Origin of the sequence: Cypionkella sinensis (genome assembly GCF_042646385.1) — a bacterium.
Lineage (GTDB): Bacteria > Pseudomonadota > Alphaproteobacteria > Rhodobacterales > Rhodobacteraceae > Cypionkella > Cypionkella sinensis.
Genome location: NZ_JBHRTO010000002.1, coordinates 151,131 through 172,967 on the forward strand (window position 1 = coordinate 151,131; position 21,837 = coordinate 172,967).

At 62.5% G+C, this 21,837-nt stretch carries 14 protein-coding genes; 11 read left to right on the top strand and 3 right to left on the bottom strand.

Annotation, left to right across the window (positions count from 1 at the left end):
* Positions 1-216 precede the first annotated feature (216 nt).
* Positions 217-3,720: a DNA polymerase III subunit alpha gene (gene dnaE / locus ACFOGH_RS15980; RefSeq protein ID WP_380074160.1), complete on the bottom strand. Its 3,504-nt coding sequence runs from the start codon at positions 3,718-3,720 to the stop codon at positions 217-219.
* A 748-nt stretch (positions 3,721-4,468) separates the two neighbouring features.
* On the opposite strand from dnaE, the gene xdhA reads away from it, so the two are divergent.
* From xdhA to ACFOGH_RS16000, 4 genes are read left to right on the top strand one after another with little or no spacing between them, the layout of a single operon-like run.
* The gene (gene xdhA / locus ACFOGH_RS15985) at positions 4,469-5,863 is read left to right on the top strand and encodes a xanthine dehydrogenase small subunit (RefSeq protein WP_380074161.1); all 1,395 of its coding nucleotides are present in this window, start codon (positions 4,469-4,471) and stop codon (positions 5,861-5,863) included.
* On the top strand, positions 5,860-8,202 hold the full coding sequence (gene xdhB, locus ACFOGH_RS15990; protein ID WP_380074162.1) for a xanthine dehydrogenase molybdopterin binding subunit: 2,343 nt from the start codon (positions 5,860-5,862) through the stop codon (positions 8,200-8,202). Before xdhA ends, xdhB begins: the two co-directional genes overlap by 4 nt.
* Entirely contained in the window at positions 8,195-9,124 is a 930-nt protein-coding gene (gene xdhC, locus ACFOGH_RS15995) for a xanthine dehydrogenase accessory protein XdhC (RefSeq protein WP_380074163.1), read from the top strand. The genes xdhB and xdhC overlap by 8 nt, the downstream gene beginning before the upstream one ends.
* 16 nt (positions 9,125-9,140) lie before the next feature.
* A complete protein-coding gene (locus ACFOGH_RS16000; RefSeq protein ID WP_380074164.1) occupies positions 9,141-10,430 on the top strand; it encodes an amidohydrolase family protein in 1,290 nt (429 codons plus the stop codon).
* Between the two features lie 157 nt (positions 10,431-10,587).
* Here ACFOGH_RS16000 and ACFOGH_RS16005 read toward each other — a convergent pair whose 3' ends face one another.
* A complete protein-coding gene (locus ACFOGH_RS16005; RefSeq protein ID WP_380074165.1) occupies positions 10,588-11,064 on the bottom strand; it encodes a nucleoside deaminase in 477 nt (158 codons plus the stop codon).
* Positions 11,065-11,589: 525 nt separating this feature from the next.
* On the opposite strand from ACFOGH_RS16005, the gene ACFOGH_RS16010 reads away from it, so the two are divergent.
* The 7 genes from ACFOGH_RS16010 to ACFOGH_RS16040 all read left to right on the top strand — a co-directional run bounded on the left by ACFOGH_RS16010 (position 11,590) and on the right by ACFOGH_RS16040 (position 18,962).
* On the top strand, positions 11,590-13,134 hold the full coding sequence (locus ACFOGH_RS16010; protein ID WP_380074166.1) for an ABC transporter ATP-binding protein: 1,545 nt from the start codon (positions 11,590-11,592) through the stop codon (positions 13,132-13,134).
* A complete protein-coding gene (locus ACFOGH_RS16015; protein WP_380074167.1) occupies positions 13,124-14,200 on the top strand; it encodes an ABC transporter permease in 1,077 nt (358 codons plus the stop codon). The genes ACFOGH_RS16010 and ACFOGH_RS16015 overlap by 11 nt, the downstream gene beginning before the upstream one ends.
* Positions 14,197-15,141, top strand: coding sequence for an ABC transporter permease (locus ACFOGH_RS16020; protein WP_380074168.1), 945 nt, complete (start codon positions 14,197-14,199; stop codon positions 15,139-15,141). The genes ACFOGH_RS16015 and ACFOGH_RS16020 overlap by 4 nt, the downstream gene beginning before the upstream one ends.
* Positions 15,142-15,162: 21 nt before the next feature.
* Entirely contained in the window at positions 15,163-16,245 is a 1,083-nt protein-coding gene (locus ACFOGH_RS16025; protein WP_380074169.1) for a BMP family ABC transporter substrate-binding protein, read from the top strand.
* Positions 16,246-16,362: 117 nt separating this feature from the next.
* Positions 16,363-16,845 (top strand): VOC family protein, encoded by a 483-nt coding sequence (locus ACFOGH_RS16030; protein WP_380074170.1) that lies wholly within the window; start codon positions 16,363-16,365, stop codon positions 16,843-16,845.
* Positions 16,846-16,976: 131 nt separating this feature from the next.
* Entirely contained in the window at positions 16,977-18,053 is a 1,077-nt protein-coding gene (locus tag ACFOGH_RS16035) for an NAD(P)/FAD-dependent oxidoreductase (protein WP_380074171.1), read from the top strand.
* A 117-nt stretch (positions 18,054-18,170) separates the two neighbouring features.
* Complete coding sequence (locus ACFOGH_RS16040; protein ID WP_380074172.1) at positions 18,171-18,962, top strand: glycoside hydrolase family 25 protein; 792 nt, start codon at positions 18,171-18,173, stop codon at positions 18,960-18,962.
* Between the two features lie 264 nt (positions 18,963-19,226).
* On the opposite strand, the gene ACFOGH_RS16045 is transcribed toward ACFOGH_RS16040, so the two are convergent.
* Positions 19,227-21,722 (bottom strand): GcvT family protein, encoded by a 2,496-nt coding sequence (locus ACFOGH_RS16045; RefSeq protein WP_380074173.1) that lies wholly within the window; start codon positions 21,720-21,722, stop codon positions 19,227-19,229.
* Between the last annotated feature and the right edge of the window lie 115 nt (positions 21,723-21,837).

Here is a 21,837-nt window from a genome sequence, read left to right on the forward strand (position 1 = left end):
CAGCAATTAGAGAGGGATTCGACCGTTTTGCGGATAAAAGCGGCATGATCGGCGAGGTTCCGCACACCCCGAAGCCGCAACGCCGCGCGACCTCAAACGCGGATTCGCCCCCTCCTCACGCCGCCCCGGACTTGATCCGGGGCCTCGTGCTGTGAACAGAGGCCCCGGATCAAGTCCGGGGTGGCGTGGGATAGGTGACCCGGCAATGTTGCCAGCCTAAACCTCTTCCACCATCACCACGCCCTGCATCGCCTTGATCGCGCCCTTGATCTGCGCCGTCACCGGATAGGGCTGGGGCAGCAGCAGATCAATCTCGCGCCCGTCCTCATCCGGCACGCAAAGCGTGATCTGCGCGCGATTGCGCCCTTCCAGCTTCGTCAGCAGCAGGGCAATCGAGGCCGCCGCTTCGGGCTTGTTCAGATGGATGCGCAAATCCTGCGCCCCCGCCGCCTCGGCCACTTGGCCCACCGGCTGCACCGCATTGGCCAGCAGTTTCAGCGTCTCGCCCTCAAGCTCCGCCTTCACCGTCAGCACCACGTTCATCCCCGGCTCCAGCAGATCGCGCGCGGCTTCCAGCGTATCGGAAAACACCGTCACCTCATAAAGCCCGGTCGGGTCCGACAGTTGCACAAAGGCAAAGCGGTTGCCCTTGGCCGATTTCCGCTCTTGCTTGCTGGCAACCGAGCCTGCGATTTTCTTGATCACCGTGCCCCGCTCGGCCACTTGGGTCAGTTCGGTCAGCGTCAGCACATCCTTTTTCTTCAGCGCCGACATATAGTCGTCCAGCGGATGCCCCGACAAATAAAAGCCAATCGCCAGATGCTCTTGCGCCAACCGCTCCACCGGCAGCCAGTCGTCGCGATAGGGCAAGCGCGGCTCTGGAATATCCGCCCCCGATTCTCCAAACAGGCTGACCTGGTTCGAGTTCTGCGCCTCATGCACCGCCGCCGAATAGGCCACCAGCGCATCCAGGCCCTCAAACACCCGCGCCCGGTTGCCATCCAGCACGTCAAACGCCCCCGCCCGCGCCAGCATCTCCAACGGGCGCTTGCCCACGCGCTTCATATCCACGCGCCGGGCAAAGTCGAACAGCGTCGCAAACGGCTTGCCCGCCCGCGCCTCGGTGATCAGCTTCATCGCTTCAACGCCGACACCCTTCAGCGCGCCCAAGCCATAAACCACCGCACCATCGCGCACGGTAAAGGTCGCCAAAGACGCATTGACGCAGGGCGCCACCGTCTTGATGCCCAGCTTGCCGACCTCGCGCTTGTAGACCGCCAGCTTGTCGGTCAGATGAATATCGCAATTCATCACCCCGGCCATGAATTCCACCGGGTGGTTCGCCTTCAGCCAGCCGGTCTGATAGCTGACCACCGCATAGGCCGCCGCGTGGCTTTTGTTGAAACCATAGTTGGCAAACTTCTCCAGCAAGTCAAAGACTTCGCCCGATTTCTTGCCGTCGATGCCATGGGTCTTCGCACAGCCTTCGACAAACTTGGGCCGCTCTTTCGCCATCTCCTCGGCGATCTTTTTCCCCATCGCGCGGCGCAAAAGGTCCGCCCCGCCCAGCGAATACCCGCCCATCACCTGAGCGATCTGCATCACCTGTTCCTGATACACGATGATGCCTTGGGTCTCGGCCAAGATATGGTCAATCGTCGGATGGATCGATTCCAGCGCGCGCTGGCCGTTCTTCACCTCGCAATAGGTCGGGATATTCTCCATCGGGCCGGGGCGATACAAAGCCACCAGCGCCACGATATCCTCGATGCAGGTCGGCTTCATCCGCCGCAAAGCATCCATCATGCCGCTGGATTCCACCTGAAACACCGCAACCGTCTTGGCGGCGGCGTAAAGCTCATAGGTCGCCTTATCGTCCAGCGGGATATGGCCGATGTCGTTCTCGGCCCCCGGCGGCGGCGTATAAAGCTGCCGCCCGTCTGCGTGCATATGCAAGGGCCGCCCGCGCCCCTCATCCACAATCAGATCAATCGCGTTCTGAATGACCGTCAGCGTTTTCAGCCCGAGAAAGTCGAACTTCACCAGCCCCGCCTGTTCCACCCATTTCATGTTGAACTGCGTCGCCGGCATGTCCGACTTCGGATCTTGATAGAGCGGCACCAACTCATCCAGAGGCCGGTCGCCAATCACCACCCCGGCGGCATGGGTCGAGGCGTTACGATACAGCCCTTCAATCTGCGCGCCGTAATCCAGCAGCCGCGCGACGACCTCTTCCTTCGCCGCTTCCCGCAGCCGAGGCTCATCCGCCAACGCCTTTGTGATGCTGACAGGCTTCACCCCCTCCACCGGGATCATTTTGGAAAGCCGGTCCACCTGCCCATAAGACATCTGCAACACCCGGCCCACGTCGCGCACCGCAGCCTTCGACAAAAGCGCGCCAAAGGTGATGATCTGCCCCACTTTGTCGCGGCCATATTTGCCCTGCACATAGCGGATCACCTCTTCGCGGCGATCCATGCAGAAGTCGATATCAAAGTCGGGCATCGACACCCGCTCGGGGTTCAGAAACCGCTCAAACAGCAAGGCATAGCGCAACGGATCCAGATCGGTGATCGTCAGCGCATAGGCCACCAGACTGCCCGCACCCGAGCCGCGCCCCGGCCCCACCGGAATATGATGCTGCTTTGCCCAGGCGATAAAATCCGCCACGATCAGGAAATAGCCCGGAAACCCCATCTTCTCGATGATGCCCAGCTCAAAATCCAGCCGCGCCTGATATTCCTCGACACTGACCGCATGCGGGATCACCGCCAACCGCCGCTGCAAGCCCTCATTGGCCTGACGCCGCAACTCGTTCACCTCGTCATCGGCGAATTTCGGCAGGATCGGCTTGCGCTTGTAGGTGGCAAAGGCACAGCGCCGCGCGATTTCGACCGTGTTTTCAACCGCTTCCGGCAGATCGGCGAACAAGGCCACCATCTCGGCTTCGGTCTTGAAGTAATGCTGCGGCGTCAGACGGCGGCGCGGGCCCTGCTGATCGACGTAAGCGCCCTCGGCGATGCAGATCAGCGCGTCATGCGCCTCATACATCGTCGGCGCGGGGAAATAGACGTCATTTGTCGCCACCAGCGGCAGGTCCAACTCATAAGCGGTCTCGATGAACCACCGCTCGGTCGCAGCCTCGGCTTCGGTCAGCCGCCCGCCTTCACCCGCCCCACCTTCAACCGGATGGCGCTGCAATTCCACGTAAAGCCGCCCCGGATAAGCCGCTGCCATCCGCTGCAACAAGGCCTTCGCCTTTGGCATCTGCGCCGTCTGCACCAAACGCCCCAGCGGGCCATCTGCGCCACCCGTCAGGCAGATCAACCCGGCTGAATACCGCTCCAACTCACCAACCGTCACCTCCGGCAAAGCCCCAGCCTTGTCGATATAAAGGCAAGAGTTCAGCTTCATCAGGTTCATGTAACCGGCTTCGTCCTGCGCCAGCAGCACGACCGAGGCCGCAGCCTTCACCTTCTCTCCCGGCGCGCCCGGATCATAGTTGACCGAGACCTGACAGCCCACAATCGGCTGCACCCCGGCGTCTCTGGCGTAAACCGAAAACTCCAATGCGGCGAACATGTTATTGCTGTCGGTGACGGCCACCGCGGGCATCTCATGCTTGACGCACAGCTTGATCAGCGCCTTCACAGGCACCGCCCCTTCCAGCAGCGAGTGTTCGGTATGGGTGCGCAGATGGATGAATCGAGGTGCTGACATGGGGGCAGAGTAACCCGGCAGAGTGGCGGGGGAAAGGAGGCAGTTCCGCCATCAGCCCACAGGGCAGCGCCCGGCCGCCGGGTGGGCGAACCATCCCCCTCCCCCAAGCCGCCCCGGCGCAGGCCGTGGCCTCAACCCTAAAGCCCACAAGCAACCTAGGGCAGCGCCCGTCCGCCGGGTGGGCGAGTGACAGAATTTCTAGGCACTTTATAGTTCAGCATACTCCCCAGAAGTTCTAAGCGCGGCATGGCAATAGCGTCCGCCCGAGGGGGGTGATGACCGATCAGAAATCCTCCAGTGGAGGATTTCCGCGAAGAACGCCCGGCCCGTGGCCGGGCCGGGAGGCGGGCGCTGCCCGGCGGCGCTAAAGCGCCTTGATTCCGGGCTTGGACGGCTTGCTTTTCAAGCGTGTCAAAGCAAACTCTGCTCACTCCATGTGCATCCCCCCAACCCAAACCAGCGCAGGCCTGGCCCCCACCCGCAACATGCCCCAGCCCAAATCCTTAACAAACCCTTAAACTCACCACCCCAACCCACTGATATAAAACAACTAAAAAAGGTCCCGAGTTGGGACCACCCCGCCACCCCCATCTTTTCCCGAAAACTCCTTTCGCAAAACCGATCAATCTATCGCTTGCACAAACCCCGCGACCAAGGCTTGATAGCCCCACAGCCAGCGCCCCCGCTTTACGCCGCATCGGGCGGGCGCGCGACATGGCCCTATAGGCAGACCGCGGCAGGACAGACCATGACCGACACAGCGTTTCTCTTGAACGGAACGCCGGTGCGCGTATCAGGCGACAGCCCCACCCGCACCCTGCTGGAATATCTGCGCGAAGACCAACATCTCTGTGGCACCAAGGAAGGCTGCAACGAAGGCGATTGCGGCGCCTGCACCGTCATGGTGACAGATGAAAACGGCCCCCGCGCGCTGAACGCCTGCATCCTGTTCCTGCCCCAGCTTCACGGCAAAGCCGTCCGCACTGTCGAAGGCATCTCCGGCCCCGCAGGCGAGCTTCACCCCGTGCAGGCCGAGATGATTGCCCACCACGGCAGCCAATGCGGCTTCTGTACCCCCGGCTTCATCGCCTCGATGGCCACCGCCCACACCACCGGCAGGCAAGACCACGACACCACCCTTGCGGGCAACCTCTGCCGCTGCACCGGCTACGCCCCGATCATCCGCGCCGCCGAAGCCGCAGCCATGGCCCCCATCCCCGCTTGGATGCAAACCGACCAGCACAACCTGCCCGCCGTGGTGGGGTCCGGGGAGGCGGTTAGCCTCTCCGGCGCTTACCGCCCCACCACCTCGGATGATCTCGCCGACTGGTATGCCGAAAACCCCACCGCCACCCTGATCGCCGGGGCCACCGATGTCGGCCTCTGGGTGACCAAGCAACTCAAAGACCTCGGCCCCATCGCCTTCCTCAACGCCGTCTCCGACCTGCAACAGATCGAGCAAACCCCCGGCCACCTGCACATCGGCGCGGGCGTCACCATCACCCAACTCCGCACGGCCCTCGCCCCGCACCACCCTTCTTTCGCCGAACTCCTGCGCCGCTACGCCTCGGAACAAGTCCGCAACGCCGCCACCATCGGCGGCAACATCGCCAACGGCTCGCCCATCGGCGACGGCCCGCCCGCACTGATCGCCCTTGGCACCACCTTGCACCTGCGCCGGGGCGACGACTCCCGCTCCATGCCGTTGGAAAACTTCTTCCTCGACTACCGCAAACAAGACCGCCAGCCCGGTGAATTCGTGGCAGGCATCACCCTGCCCACCAACGCCCCGAACTTGCGCTGCTACAAACTGACCAAGCGCTTTGACCAAGACATTTCCGCAGTGCTCGGCTGCTTCAACCTCTCCATCGAAGCAGGCCAGATCACCCAAGCCCGCATCGCCTTCGGCGGCATGGCAGGCATCCCCAAACGCGCCGCCGCGGTTGAGGCCGCCCTGCTGAACCGCCCCTTCACCTTGGAAACCCTGCAATCCGCCCTGCCCGCCTTTGCGCGTGATTTCCAACCGCTGACCGATATGCGCGCCTCCTCCACCTACCGCCTCACCACCGCGCAGAACCTGCTGATCCGCTATTTCCACGATCTGAACGGCACCAGAACCAACGTGTTGGAGGTCGCGCTATGACCATGGGCAAACCCCTTCCGCACGACAGCGCGCCGCTGCACGTCACCGGCCAGGCCCGCTATCTCGATGATCTGCCGCTGCCTGCAGGCACCCTGCATGCCGCCTTCGGCCTGTCCACCTGCGCCCATGGCACCATCACCGCCATCGACCTTTCAGCAGTCCACTCCGCACCCGGCGTGGTGAAAGTCTATGCCGCCGCCGATTTCCCCGAGATGCCCGATTGCTCGCCCTCCACCCATGACGAGCCGCTGCTGGCGACAGGCGAAGTCCACTACCTCGGCCAGCCCGTTTTTCTGGTGATCGCCGACACCCACCTGAATGCCCGCAAAGCCGCCCGGCTTGGCAAAATCACATACGCCGAACGCCCCGCCTTACTGACGGTCGACGATGCCCTCGCCGCCAATTCGCGCTTTGAATCCGGGCCGATCATCTGGGCCAAGGGCGACGCCGCCACAGCCATCGCCAACGCCCCCCAAGTGATCGAGGGCACGATGGAAGTCGGCGGGCAGGAGCATTTCTACCTCGAAGGCCAGATCGCCGCCGCCCTGCCACAAGAAGATGGCGTGCATATCTATTCCTCCACCCAGCACCCGACCGAGATTCAGCACAAAGTCGCCCACGCGCTGCATCTGCCGATGTCTGCCGTGCGGGTCGAAACCCGCCGCATGGGTGGTGGTTTCGGTGGCAAGGAAAGCCAAGGCAACGCGCTCGCCATCGCCTGCGCCATTGCGGCGCGCGATCTGAACCGCCCCTGCAAGCTGCGCTATGACCGCGACGACGACATGATGATCACCGGCAAACGCCACGATCTGCGCATCAATTACCGCACGGGCATCGACGCCGAAGGCCGGATTCTGGGCATCGACTTCACCCATCTGATCCGCTGCGGCTGGGCGCAAGACCTGAGCCTCGCGGTGGCCGACCGTGCCATGCTGCACGCCGACAACTGCTATCATCTGCCCGATATCCGCATTGAATCGCATCGGCTGAAAACCAACACCCAATCCGCCACCGCCTATCGCGGCTTTGGTGGCCCGCAGGGGATTGTCGGCATTGAACGGGTGATCGACCATATCGCCCATGCGTTGAAAAAAGACCCCAACGCCATCCGCAAACTCAACTACTACCGCGCCGCAGGCCCCACGGGCCCCGGCACCGGCCACCGCATCGGATCCACCTATTCGCCTGCCAATTCCGCCCCGCAAACCACCCCCTATTTCATGGAGGTCGAGGATTTCATCGGCCAAGACATCACCGATGCCTTGGAGAAATCCAGCAATTACGCCGCCCGCCGCGCCGAAATCGCCGCGTGGAACAGCACAAACCCGATCCTGAAGCGCGGCCTCGCCTTCACGCCCGTCAAGTTCGGCATCTCGTTCACCCTGACATGGCTGAACCAAGCGGGCGCGCTGGTGCATGTCTATCAAGACGGCTCGATCCACCTGAACCACGGTGGCACCGAGATGGGTCAGGGGCTGAACCAGAAGGTCGCGCAGGTCGCGGCCTCGGTGTTCGGGGTCGACACAGCGCAGGTGAAAATCACCGCCACCGACACCGCCAAAGTCCCCAACACCTCGGCCACCGCCGCCTCGTCCGGGGCCGATATGAACGGCATGGCGGCGCAAAACGCCTGCCAGATCATCCGCGACCGCATGGCCGATTTCCTCGCCGATAAACTCGGCAGCCGCGCCAACGACATCCGCTTCGAGAACGGCCAAGTTCACGCCGGGGCGCAATCCTACCCCTTCGCGCAAGTCGCAAGCTGGGCATATCAAGCCCGCATCTCGCTGTCCTCGACCGGCTTCTACGCCACGCCCAAAATCACATGGGACCGCGTGAAAGGCCAAGGCCGCCCCTTCCTGTATTTCGCCTATGGTGCCGCCGTCACCGAAGTTGTGATCGACACCCTCACCGGCGAAAACCGCATCCTGCGCACCGACATCCTGCACGATGCCGGAACCTCGCTGAACCCGGCGCTGGATATTGGCCAAGTCGAAGGCGCCTATGTGCAGGGCGCGGGCTGGCTGACGACCGAAGAACTGGTGTGGAACGCCAAGGGCGCGCTCACCACCCACGCCCCCAGCACCTATAAAATCCCGGCCTGTTCCGACCGCCCGCCGATTTTCAACGTCGCATTGTGGGATGAACCCAACCGCGAAGACACCGTCGGCAAATCCAAAGCCGTGGGCGAGCCGCCGTTCAATCTCGGAATTTCCGCCTTCCTCGCGCTGTCGGATGCGATTGCCGCCTGTGGCGATGGCAGCCGCTATCCCAACCTCAACGCCCCCGCCACGCCCGAACGCATTCTGATGGCGGTGCAGGCGCAGCGCCATGTTTGACCTTCCCACCCTTGCCGAAACCGTCGCCCGCCACGGCCCCACCGCCCGCGTGGTGATCGCCGCGCACAAGGGATCGTCCCCGCGTGAAGTGGGGGCGGCGATGCTGGTCTGGGCCACCGGCCAATCCGGCACCATCGGCGGCGGCGCCCTGGAACACCAAGCCACCGAACAGGCCCGCGCCCTGCTGGCAACACAGGGAAAATCCCTGACCCATACCGCCTTAGGCCCAAAACTCAACCAATGCTGCGGCGGAGCCGTCTCCCTGTTCACCGAGGTATTCAGTGCCGAAACCCTGCCCGAAGCCACCCCCCTGATCGCCCGCCCGACCACCGACCAACCGATGCCGCTGGCCGTCAAACGCCTGCTGGCCGATGCCCGCAACCAAGGCACCCTGCCCGCCCCGCACCTGCTACAAGGCTGGATGATCGAACCGCTCGCCAAACCCCAGCGCGCGCTTTGGGTCTGGGGCGCTGGCCATGTTGGCCGCGCGCTGGTCCACACCCTCGCCCCGCTGCCCGATCTCCAAATCACTTGGATCGACACCGCCCCCAATCGCTTCCCCGACGAAATCCCGCCCAACACCACCGCCCTGCCCGTCGCCAACCCCGCCGATGCCGTCCGCCTTGCGCCGCGCTATGCCGAACACCTGATCCTGACCTATTCGCACGCGCTCGACCTCGACCTCTGCCACCGCCTGCTGCTGCACGGCTTCCAAAGCTGCGGCCTGATCGGCAGCGCAACCAAATGGGCGCGCTTCCAATCCCGCCTGCGCGCGCTGGGCCATCCCCCGCAAACCATCGCGCAGATCACCTGCCCAATCGGCGACCCCGCCCTTGGCAAACATCCGCAAGCCATCGCCATCAGCGTCGCCGCACACCTACTACGCCCGCGCGCCACAACCGCCCAAACCCTCACCGCCTGACCGAAAACGAGGCCCCATGTTCGACCTGATCCTGCGCCGCGCCAACCTGCCCGATGGCCGCAAAGCCCAAGACATCGCCATCCGCGCCGGCAAGATCGCCGAAATCGCCCCCAACATCGACGCCACCGCACGGCAAGAGATCGACGCCACCGGCCGACTCGCATCGCCGCCCTTCGTCGACCCACATTTCCACATGGACGCCACCCTGTCGCTGGGCCTGCCCCGGATGAACCGCTCCGGCACCCTCTTGGAAGGCATCGCCCTCTGGGGCGAACTCCGCCCCACCCTGACCATCGACGCACTGGTCGAGCGTGCCCTGCGCTACTGCGACCTCGCCGTGACCCAAGGCCTGCTGGCAATCCGCACCCATGTCGATACCTCTGACCCGAAACTGACCACTGTTGAGGCGATGCTAGAGGTCAAGGCGCGCGTTGCCCCCTACATCACCCTGCAACTTGTCGCCTTCCCGCAAGACGGCTACTACCGCGCCCCCGAAGGCGCAGCCTCCCTCACCCGCGCCCTCGACATGGGCGTCGATATCGTCGGCGGCATCCCGCATTTCGAGCGCACCATGGCCGAAGGCCAGGCCTCGGTCGAAGCGCTCTGCCGCCTCGCCGCCGACCGCGGCCTGCCCGTCGACATGCACTGCGACGAAACCGACGACCCCCATTCCCGCCACGTCGAAACCCTCGCTGCAGAAACCATCCGCCATGGTCTGCAAGGCCGCGTCGCAGGCTCGCACCTGACCTCGATGCATTCGATGGACAATTATTACGTCAGCAAACTGATCCCGCTGATCGCCGAAGCGCAGATGAACGTGATCCCGAACCCCCTGATCAACATCATGCTCCAAGGCCGCCACGACACCTACCCCAAACGCCGCGGCATGACCCGCGTGCCCGAGCTGATGGCCGCAGGCATCAACGTGTCTTTCGGCCATGATTGCGTGATGGACCCATGGTATGCGATGGGCTCGGGCGATATGCTCGAGGTCGGCCATATGGCGATCCATTCGGCGCAGATGGGCAGCCTTGACGACAAAACCAAGATTTTCAACGCCCTGATCGTGAATTCCGCCAAAACCATGGGCCTTGAAAACTACGGGCTGGAAAAAGGCCGCAACGCCGATCTGGTCCTGCTGCAAGCCCGCGACCCTGCCGAAGCGCTGCGGCTGAAAGCCACCAAACTGCTGGTGATCAAGGCAGGCCAGATCATCGCCCGCACCGAACCCCGCATCACCCAACTGTCGCTACAAGGCCGCCCCAGCAGCATCGACCCTGCCATCGGCTTTGCACCAGACTACTAACCTATCCCCTTCCGCGCTGTCGAAGCCTCCGGCGGGAGTATTTAGCCCAAGATGAAGCCGCACCGGGCCCGCTTCTCCATCTTGGGCTAAATACTCTCAGGGGGTGAGGCGCAGCCGAGGGGGGCGGAAGCCCCCCTGATTTTTCGCAGAAAAATCGCTACCCCCACACGCCCTGATGCACCACCGCTGCCTCATCCTCCAGCATCGGCCCAATCACATCGACCTGCCGCTGCCCCGCCGCGAACACCACCCGGCAGGGCAGATCCAGCGTCGGGTTTTCGGGATGGTTGCCGGTGATCTCTTTCAACTGATGCTCGGACATGCCGTAAACCACCCGCTTCAAACCGGTCCAATAGATCGCCCCCGCGCACATCGCGCAGGGCTCGGCCGAGGTGTAGATCGTGCATTCGCGCAGCAGCTCCATCGGCAAGCTGGTTGAGGCCCGAGTCATCAGCACCCGCTCGGCATGGCCGGTCATATCGTGATCGGGCATGAAGGCGTTGTGCTGCGTCATCAGCACCGCACCATCCGGCCCGACGAGGATTGAGGCAAACGGATGCACCCCGGCCTGCTTGGCTTTCTCCGATTCCGCAATCGCCACCCGCAGCAACGCCACATGATCGAGTTCCGCCATCTTCCGCCTTCCTTGCTGATCCACCCCCACAGAGAAGCCGCATCGCCCCCCGCAATCAAGCGCCGTTTCGCCTTCACTGCGCGGCAAAATTCAACAACTGTTGCAGGCTTTGCCTGAAAATACGGCATCCCCCACGCAAGCCATCATGCAACCGGACCACGAAATCCGGCATAACACATTGAAATAAATTCACTTTACGTCGCGCGCAGCCTGTCACAATTCTCTGCATAATCCCTACGCGCCCCTTGCGAGGCTTTGTCCATCCGGTCTAACCTTGCCGCAACGATCTGCACAAAAATCGCAGAACTCATCGCCTCGGGGAGCGTTCAACGTGCCGATCCATCCGCCACAACCTTGCCCGCTTTCAAGAAAAGCCATGGCAATTACCCCGCAAAATCTTGAAAGTGCTTCAAGCGCAAACCGCGTAGGCAAGAGCGGCGCGCCGATTATCAACTATGCGACCGCATTTCTGCCCACCCGTGTTCTGCCCACCCGGTAACTGTAGCCCGAAGGACCAAGCGCCCGATGCAAACCCCGCCACGTCTTGACCTTTCGGGCATAACCAAACGCTTCCCCGGGGTGCTGGCCAATGACAACGTCAGCTTCGCGGTGCAACCCGGTGAAATCCACGCTCTGCTGGGCGAAAATGGCGCCGGAAAATCGACGCTGGTGAAGATGATTTACGGCATCATGCAACCCGATGCCGGGGCAATCACCTGGAACGGCCAGCGCGTGACCATCGCCAACCCCAAGGCCGCGCGCAAACTGGGCATCGGCATGGTGTTCCAGCATTTCTCGCTGTTCGAGGCGATGACGGTCTTGGAAAACATCGCCCTTGGCATGGATGCCAAAATCCCCGCCCGTGATCTTGAGGCGAAAATTATCGCCGTGATGCAGCAATACGGGCTGAAACTGGAACCCCACCGCATCGTCTCGACCCTGTCGGTGGGCGAGCGTCAGCGCATCGAGATCGTGCGCGCCCTGCTTTTGAACCCGAACCTTTTGATCATGGACGAGCCCACCTCAGTGCTGACCCCGCAAGAGGTGGAACAGTTGTTCGTCGTGCTGCGGCAATTGGCCAAGGAAGGCTGCTCGATCCTGTATATCAGCCACAAACTGCATGAAATCAAAGCTCTGTGCGACACCGCCACCATCCTGCGCGGTGGCAAACTGGTGGACACCTGCGATCCGGCGGTAGAAACCTCGCGCTCGATGGCGGAAAAGATGATCGGCGGCAGCCTGAAGGATATCACGCGCGGCGAGGGTCGCGCCTTGGGTGCGCCCAAGCTGGTGGTGCAGGGCCTGTCGGTGCCCAAAGACGGCCCCTTCGGCATCGCATTGAAAGACATCGGCTTTTCGGTGAAAGCCGGTGAGATTTTCGGCATCGCCGGTGTGGCGGGCAACGGCCAGAACGCGCTTTTGCTGGCGCTGTCGGGCGAAACCCCCTCGGCCAACCCTGACGCCATTCAGATCGACGGCAAGCGCGTGGCCCAACTGACCGCCAAGCAACGCCGCCTGTCCGGCATGGCAAGCGTGCCCGAAGAACGCAACGGCCACGCCGCCGTCCCCGATTTCAGCCTGTCCGACAACGCCATCCTGACCGCGCGCGACCGGATGGGCATGGTTTCGGGCGGCATGGTCAACGCGCGCACCGCCAAAACCTACGCGGGCGAGGTGATTGCGGCCTTTTCGGTCAAAGCCACCGGGCCTGCAGCCATGGCCGACAGCCTGTCAGGCGGCAATCTGCAAAAGTTCATCATGGGCCGCGAGATCATGCAGAAACCGCAGGTTCTGGTGGTCAGCCAGCCGACCTGGGGCGTCGATGCCGGGGCCGCCGCCGCGATCCATCAGGCGCTGGTGGACCTTGCCGCCACTGGCTCGGCCATTGTGGTGATCAGCCAGGATCTTGATGAACTTCTTTCGCTTTGCGACACGCTTGCGGTGATCAACGAGGGCAAATTGTCCAAGCCCATCCCCGTCCCCGGTGCCAATATCGAAGAAATCGGCCTGTTGATGGGCGGCATCCATGGCGAAACCCATCCCGCAGCGGAGCTTGCCCATGCGTCTTAAGCTGGAAAAACGCCCCGCCCCCAGCACCTTCATGCTGATCGCCACGCCGATTGCTTCGGTGCTGCTGACCATGCTGATCGGCGTGATCGTGTTTGATGCCATCGGCATTCAGGGCGAGCGCGCGGTGATCGACATCTTCCTTACCCCGATCCTTGCCAGCTACAAATGGCAAGACGTGGCGGTGAAGGCAGCCCCCCTGATCATCATCGCGCTGGGGCTCTCCATCGGCAACCGTGCGCAAATCTGGAATATCGGCGCGGAAGGCCAATACGTGCTGGGCGCACTGTTCGCCGCAGGCGTCGGCATCGCCGCTGGCCCCGATGCCTCCAGCCTTACCCTGATTCCGATGATCCTTGCAGGCATCCTTGGCGGTGCGCTGTGGGCCGCGATCCCGGCGTTTCTGAAAACCCGTTGGGATGTCAACGAAATCCTGTCGTCGCTGATGCTGACTTACGTTTCGTTCCAGGTGCTTAGCTACCTTGTCGGTGGCCCGTGGCAAGACCCGAACGGCCGCAACTTCCCCGCCACCGCCCCCCTGCCCGAGCAACTGACCCTGCCGATCCTGTTCCAAGGCACCACCGTGCATCTGGGCGTCGCCATTGCGCTGATCCTGCCCTTCGTGTTCTGGCTGATCATGTCGCGCTCGGTGTTTGGGTTTCAGATCCGCGTCGTAGGCTCGGCCCCGCATGCCGCCCGCCACGGCGGCTTTGACGCCAAGCAAACCATCTGGGCCGCCCTGCTGATTGGCGGCGGCATGGCGGGCCTTGCGGGCGCGTTGGAGTTCACTGGCAGCCTCAAGGCCGTCAACCTCGGCTTCCCCTCGGGCTATGGCTTTACCGCCATCATCGTCGCCTTCCTGGGCCGCCTGCACCCCATCGGCTGCCTGATCGCGGGCATCGTGCTGGCCATCACCTATGTCGGTGGCCAAGTGGCACAAACTACCGTGCATATCCCCAATTCGACCGCAGGCATCTTCCAGGCGATGATGCTGTTCTTCATCCTCGCCTCGGATATCCTGATCCGCTACCGCGTTCGCATCGTCAAACCCAAAGGAGCGCGCGCATGAGCCCCGAGTTCATCATCGCCGCCATCGTCACCATCATCGGCCTGACCACCCCGATCCTGCTGGCGGGCTTGGGCGAACTGATCACCGAGAAATCCGGCGTGCTGAACCTTGGGGTCGAGGGCATGATGCTGATGGGCGCCATCACCGGCTTTGCCATCACCGCCTATACCTTCAACCCTTGGCTGGGTGTGCTGGGGGCTGCCGCAGGTGGCGCGCTGTCGTCGATGCTGTTCGCCGTTCTGGTGCTGCAACTCAATTCTAACCAAGTCGCCACCGGACTTGCGCTATCGATCTTCGGCACCGGGCTGTCATCGCTGATCGGCAATGCCTTTACCGGGCGCATCGTGCCGCAGTTCGGCTCGGTCTTCCCCGCCGCCTTGGCGAAAGACCCGATCTGGAAGCTGCTGTTTGGCCACTCGCCGCTGGTTTATTTTGCGCTGGCGATGATCCCGCTGACCGCTTGGTTCCTGAAATCCACCCGCGCGGGCCTGATCCTGCGGGCCGTCGGTGAAAACGATCATTCCGCCCATTCCATCGGCTATTCCGTCATCGGCGTCCGCTATGCCGCCATTGCCTTTGGTGGCGCGATGGCAGGCATCGGCGGCGCATACTTCAGCATGGTGATCACCCCGATGTGGGCCGAGAAAATGACCGCAGGCAAAGGCTGGATCGCCCTCGCGCTGGTGGTTTTCGCCGGATGGCGCACCGGCCGCCTGCTGGCGGGCGCGTATTTCTTCGGCTTCCTGATGTGGCTGGAATTGTTCGCCAAGGCCAACGGCTTTGGCGACAGCCTTCCCTTCCTGCAAAACGTCCCCTCGCAAGTCTGGGCCGCCATGCCCTATGTGATGACCGTCGTCGCGCTGACCCTGATCTCGTCGCGCGGCAATATCGGCGCATCCGCGCCCGCCTGCCTTGGCAAACCTTTCCTACCCTCGACCTGAAACACCAACTAGGAGACTAAAATGACGACACTCAACCGTCGCAACCTGATGAAAGCCGCAGGCGCTGCCGCGACGCTTTCTCTGGTCGGCACCGCCGCGCGGGCCGAAGACAAGATCAAGATCGGCTTCATCTTCCTCGGCCCCATCGGCGACTACGGCTGGACCTGGGCGCATAACAAAGGCCGCGAGGCTGTCGATGCCGCGCTCGGCGATAAGGTCGAGACGGTCTATGTCGAAAACGTCGCCGAAGACGCCTCGGCGATCCCGCTGATCCGCGATCTGGCCAACCAAGGCTGCAAGCTGATCTTCACCTGCTCCTATGGCTACATGGAACAGACCCTGACCGTCGCCAAAGAATTCCCCGATGTGAAGTTTGAACACTGCACCGGCTTCAAACGCGCCGACAACGTGGCCACTTACAACTCGAAATTCCACGAAGGCCGCGCCGTTCTGGGCACCATCGCGGGCAAGATGTCGAAATCCGGCACCTTGGGCTATCTCGGTTCCTACAAGGTGCCGGAAGTCGTGTTGGGCGTGAACGCCTTTGCTTTGGCCGCACAAAAGCAAAACCCCGATGCCAAGGTGAAACTGGTGCTGATCGACAGCTGGTTCGATCCGCCGAAAGAAGCCGCTGCGACCGATACGCTGATCAACCTCGGCTGCGATATCGTCACCACCCATACCGACAGCCCCGGCCCGCTGCAAATCCTTGAACAAAAAGGCCTTTACGGCTTTGGCCAAGGCGCTGACATGTCGGCCTTCGCCCCCACCGCCCACCTGACCGCAATCGAAGACATCTGGGGCCCCTACTACGTCGCCCGCGCGCAGGCGATTGTCGATGGCACCTGGACCTCGACCGACACCTGGGATGGCATGAAAGAAGGCACCGTGGTGATCTCGCCCTACAACGCCGCCGTGCCCGCTGATGTGGTGGCCTTGGCCGATGCCGTTCAGGCGGGCTACAAGGATGGCAGCTACGACATCTTCACCGGCCCGATCTTTGATCAGGACGGCAATGAGAAGGTGAAGGCGGGCGAGGTGATGACGCTCGAGCAACTCGCCACCATCGACTGGTTCGTGAAGGGCGTCGAAAGCGCTTCGTAAGCCAATCTCTGCCAACATAGAAGGCCCGCGCCGCGTTGCGCGGGCCTTTTGCTTGCCATCGCCGCGCTTGGATGAAAAACTACCTTGAATTCAAAGCAAATCCGAAAGGCGATTCTCATGGGCAAAGCTGCAAAAAACACCATCTGCATCTGGTATGACAAAGACGCAGAAGAGGCCGCCAATTTCTACGCCAGCCTGTTCCCCGATTCCTCTGTCAACGGCGTGTTCCGCGCCCCCGGTGACTATCCCTCCGGCCAAAAGGGCAATGTCCTCACCGTCGATTTCACCGTCTGCGGCATCCCCTGCATCGGACTGAACGGTGGCCCGATGTTCAAACATTCCGAAGCGTTCTCGATGCAGATCGCCACCGATGATCAGGAAGAAACCGACCGCTATTGGAACGCCATCATCAACAACGGCGGGCAGGCCAGCGAATGTGGTTGGTGCAAAGACAAATGGGGCATCAACTGGCAAATCACCCCGCGCGCCCTGACCGAAGCCATGGCCGCAGGCGGCGGTGAAGCCCAACGTGCGTTTGCCGCAATGATGACGATGCAAAAGATCGACGTGGCGCAAATCGAGGCTGCACGCCGCGGCTGACCACCCCCGGCACTCCGCCCACCCGGCACGCGGCCCAGCCGCCACATCGCCGGAATCTCACAACATTTCGCCGCCGCCCCCTTGCATTCTGCGCAAGCCTGCTGACCAATCGCGCCAACAAGGGGGCAAAGATGCAGACAGATTTCCTGATCATCGGTGGCGGTATCGCAGGGGTTTCGGCAGCCGCCCGGCTGTCACACCACGGCAAGGTCACCCTGCTGGAAGCGGAATCGAACCTCGCCCACCACGCCTCGGGCCGCTCGGCCGCGCTCTATGAACCGCGCTATGGTCTCGCGCCGGTGGTCGAGCTGTCGCTCGCGTCCGGCGATTTCTTCCGCGCCGCCGAAAACGTGCTGTCGCCACGCGGCCTGATGATCCTCGGCCGCCCCGGCGAGGATGCCGCCTTCGCGCATGACATCGCCGACATGCACCTGCCCGAAGTCCCGTTCGAGCAGGCTCGCGCCTTGGTGCCGATCCTGAATCCCGAGACCGTCAGCCGCGCCGCCTTGGCCGATCACGCCTGGGACATCGACACCGACCTGCTGCTGCAAAACTTCGCCCGCGAAGCCCGCGCCAACGGTGCCGAGTTTCACCTGAATGCCCGTGTCACCGCCATCGCCAAAACCGCCGCAGGCTGGCGTGTCAGCACCGCCACGGGCGATTATGACTCCGCCGTTCTGATCAACGCCTCTGGCGCTTGGGTAGATCAGATCGCCGCAATGGCAGGCATCAAGCCCTTGGGATTCCAGCCCAATCGCCGCTCGATGGCCCGCATCCCCGCCCCCGGCGACCATGATGTCAGCTGCTGGCCGATGATGTTTGGCTGTGGTGAGACATGGTATGCCAAGCCCGACGCCGGTGCCCTCATCGTCTCGCCCGCCGAAGAACACCCGATGGATCCACACGACGCTTGGGCCGATGATATGGTGCTGGCCGAAGGTCTGGCCCGATATGAAGAATTTGTCACCGAACCCGTCACCAAACTGCTGTCGAACTGGGCGGGCCTGCGCACCTTCTCGCCCGACCGCGTGCTGGTGATCGGCCCCGATGCGACCGACCCCACCTTCTTCTGGCTGGCAGGTCAGGGCGGCTACGGCTTTCAATCCAGCCCCGCCGCCAGCCAACTCGCCGCCGATCTGATCACCGGCCAAACCCCCAGCGTCAGCCCCAGCCTGATCGCCGCCCTGTCGCCCACCCGCTTCGGCTAAAACCCAACACCACGCCGCCCCGGCGCAGGCCGGGGCCTCGTCGTCAGCTTGGGGATTCCCGCCGACCCCCGAAAATCCCCCACTGACAAACCCCGCGGCCTCTGGCAAATTGCGGCGATGCGCCACATCCTCACCATCGCCCTGATCCTGACCCTCGCCGCCTGCGGCGGTCGCCCGCGGGAAACCACGCAATCCACCGCTTCCCACACCGCCACACCGCAGCGGGCGAATTTTGGCGATGCCCATCCGCAGGATTTCGGCTCGGTCGCACCACAAGACCACCGCATCCACGGCATTGACGTGTCAAAATTCCAGACCGCCGTCGATTGGCAAACCGCGCAGGCCAATGGCGTCAGTTTTGCCTTCATCAAGGCGACGGAGGGCGGCGATCAGGCCGACCCGATGTTCGATCAGCACTGGAACGGTGCCGCCCGCGCAGGCATCCCGCGCGGCGCCTATCACTTCTTCTACCACTGCCGCCCCGCGATCGAACAGGCGCGCTGGTTCATCGCCCATGTCCCCCGCACCCGTGGCGCGCTGCCCCCAGTGCTGGATATGGAATGGACGCCGACCTCACCCACCTGCCGCATCCGCAACAGCCCCGAGCATATCCGGTCAGAGGCGCAAATCTTCATCCGTGCCCTGCAATCGCATTACGGCCAACGCCCCATCGTCTACACCGCCATCGACTTCTTCGAAGACAACCAGATGTGGAAGATCCAAGGCGCAGATTTCTGGCTGCGCTCGGTCGCAGCCCACCCGAGCGACCTCTACGCGGGCCAGCATTGGACATTCTGGCAATACAGCGGCACCGGCCAGGTGCCGGGCATCATCGGCAAGGTCGACCTGAACGCCTTCGCAGGCAACGCCCGCGACTGGAGCGCATGGCTGGCGGCCAGCCAGCACTAATCAACCTCGCCATTCTTGCCCGATTTGTTCGAAAACAAATCGGGCCGCGCCTGCCTGCCCTCGGCAGGCGCGCCCCGATTTCCAACCCGACGGTTTGTGGCACAACGCCCCTTGCTCGACGGCTTTCAGCCTTACAAGCAACGAACCGGAAAACTCTGCCCCGCAGAGTTTTCTTTCGGTTCGGGCCTATAGAGACACGCCAGCCCCAAAAGCAAAGGGCGGCAGGATCACTCCCACCGCCCCATGCCTCAAACCTGCGTCAGATCACCCATCCACGCGAATACGCGCGTTGCTCGGGTCAAACGGGCTATCCTCAACCACCACAGCATCCCAAAGCTCGCGGTTCATCCGCACCTTCAGCTTGGTGCCGACCTCCGCCAGATCAGGCCGCACATAGCCCATGCCGATCTGCTTGCCAAAAGCCACCGAGTAGCCGCCCGAAGTCAGACGCCCAATCTTGACGCCATCCAGCAACAGCGCCTCTTTGCCCCACGGATCGGTATCGCTCGGCCCGTCGATCAGCAGCGTGCAGCACTTGGAACGGATGCCCACATCCAGCATCGCCTGCTTGCCTTGGAAATCCTTCTTCAGATCGACGAACCGATCCAAAGCGGCCTCGAGCGGCGTTGCATCGCGGCCCAATTCGTTGCCGAACGCACGATACGACTTTTCCTGCCGCAGCCAGTTCTGCGCCCGTGCGCCAACCAGCTTCATCCCGTGCTTCTCTCCAGCCTTCAGCAGGAGATCCCAAAGATAGCGCTGCATCTCGATCGGGTGGTGCAATTCCCAACCCAATTCGCCGGTGTAAGCCACGCGGATCGCATTGACAGGGCACATGCCAAGTTCAATCCGGCGCGCCGACAGCCACGGGAAGCGCTTGTTCGACAGCGCGGTTTCCGGGAACTCGTCCTTGATCACCTCGGCCAGAATCTTGCGCGCATTCGGCCCGGCAAGGGCGAACACGCCCCACTGGGTCGTCACATCATGGATCTCGATATAGCCAAACTCCGGCGCCTTATCTTCCGCGCATTTGCGCAGATAGTCGGCGTCGTAAGCCGTCCAAGCCCCTGCCGAAACGAGGTAATAATCGTTCTCGCCGTTGCGCACGATGGTGTATTCGGTACGCGTGGTGCCGGTGGGCGTCAGCGCATACGTCAGGTTGATCCGGCCCACTTTCGGCAGCGTGTTGCAGGTGAACCAATCGAGGAACGCCGTCGCTCCGGGGCCTTTCACCACATGCTTGGTGAAGGCAGTCGCATCGATCAGACCAGCGGTTTCGCGGATCGCCTTGGCCTCATCCACCGCATATTGCCACCAGCCACCACGACGGAAGCTGCGGGTGTGGTGATCAAAATCTTCCGGCGCGTTGAGCGGGCCGTAATAGATCGGACGCTCCCAGCCATTCACCTGACCAAACTGCGCGCCCAAAGCCTTCTGCCGATCATAAACCGGGGCGGTGCGCAGCGGACGTGCCGCTTCGCGTTCTTCATCCGGGTGGTGCAGAATGAAGACGTGATCGTAACATTCTTCATTCTTGCGCGCGGCGTATTCGGTGGTCATCCAGCTGCCATAGCGGCGCGGGTCAAGGCTGGCCATGTCGATCTCGGCCTCACCATTCACCATCATCTGCGCGAGGTAATAGCCGGTGCCGCCAGCGGCGGTGATACCGAACGAGAAGCCTTCCGCGATCCACATATTCCGCAAGCCCGGCACCGGGCCAACCAGCGGGTTGCCGTCGGGGGTGTAGCAGATCGGACCGTTGAAATCGTCTTTCAGACCAACGGTTTCCGACGACGGCAGACGATGCAACATCGACATATATTCCGCCTCGATCCGCTCCAGATCCAACGGGAATAGATCGGCGCGGAAGCTGTCTGGCACCGAATATTCAAACCGGGCCGGTGCGCCCTTTTCATACGGCCCCAGAATCCAGCCGCCACGTTCTTCACGCACATACCATTTGGCATCTGCATCGCGCAGAACCGGGTGTTCGGGGTTGTTCTTGCGGTATTCCTGCAGCATCGGATCGGGCTCGGTCACGATGAACTGATGTTCCACCGGAATCGCCGGGATCTTGATGCCCAACAGCCGAGCGGTGCGCTGTGCATGGTTGCCGGTTGCGGTCACAACATGCTCGGCGCGGATCTCGAACTTTTCTTCCGAAGCGATCAGGTTGCCGCCCTTATCCACCATGCGGGTGCAAGACACGATCCATTCGCTGCCGGTCCACTTGTAGCCATCGACCTGAATCTTGCGCTCGATCGTCGCGCCATGTTGCCGCGCGCCCTTGGCCATCGCTTGCGTGACGTCGGCGGGGTTAATGTAGCCATCCTGCGGGTGATACAAAGCGCCCACCAGATCGTCGGTGCGCAACAGCGGCCAGCGATCTTTCATTTCCTTTGGCGTCAGGAATTCGTGATACACGCCCGCGGTTTCGGCCACCGAGGAATACAGCATGTATTCGTCCATGCGTTCCTGATGCTGCGCCATCCGCAGGTTGCCCACCACCGCGAAGCCTGCGTTCAGGCCGGTTTCAGCCTCAAGGCTTTTGTAGAAATCGACCGAGTATTTGTGGATATGCGTGGTCGCAAAGCTCATGTTGAACAACGGCAACAAGCCCGCCGCGTGCCAGGTCGAGCCCGAGGTCAGCTCGTCCCGCTCTACCAGCATGGTATCCCATCCGGCCTTGGCCAGATGATAGGCAATGCCATTGCCGACCGCACCACCGCCTACAACCAGCGCCTTGACATGAGTCTTCATGAGTCTCTCCGAAGGAAATTTGCCCCATATGTGCCGCAAGCACGCCCGCGCGGGCAAGGCCAGCCGACATCTGGCGGATAAAAACGACATGAGTGTCAGAAAGCGGCATGGAAGC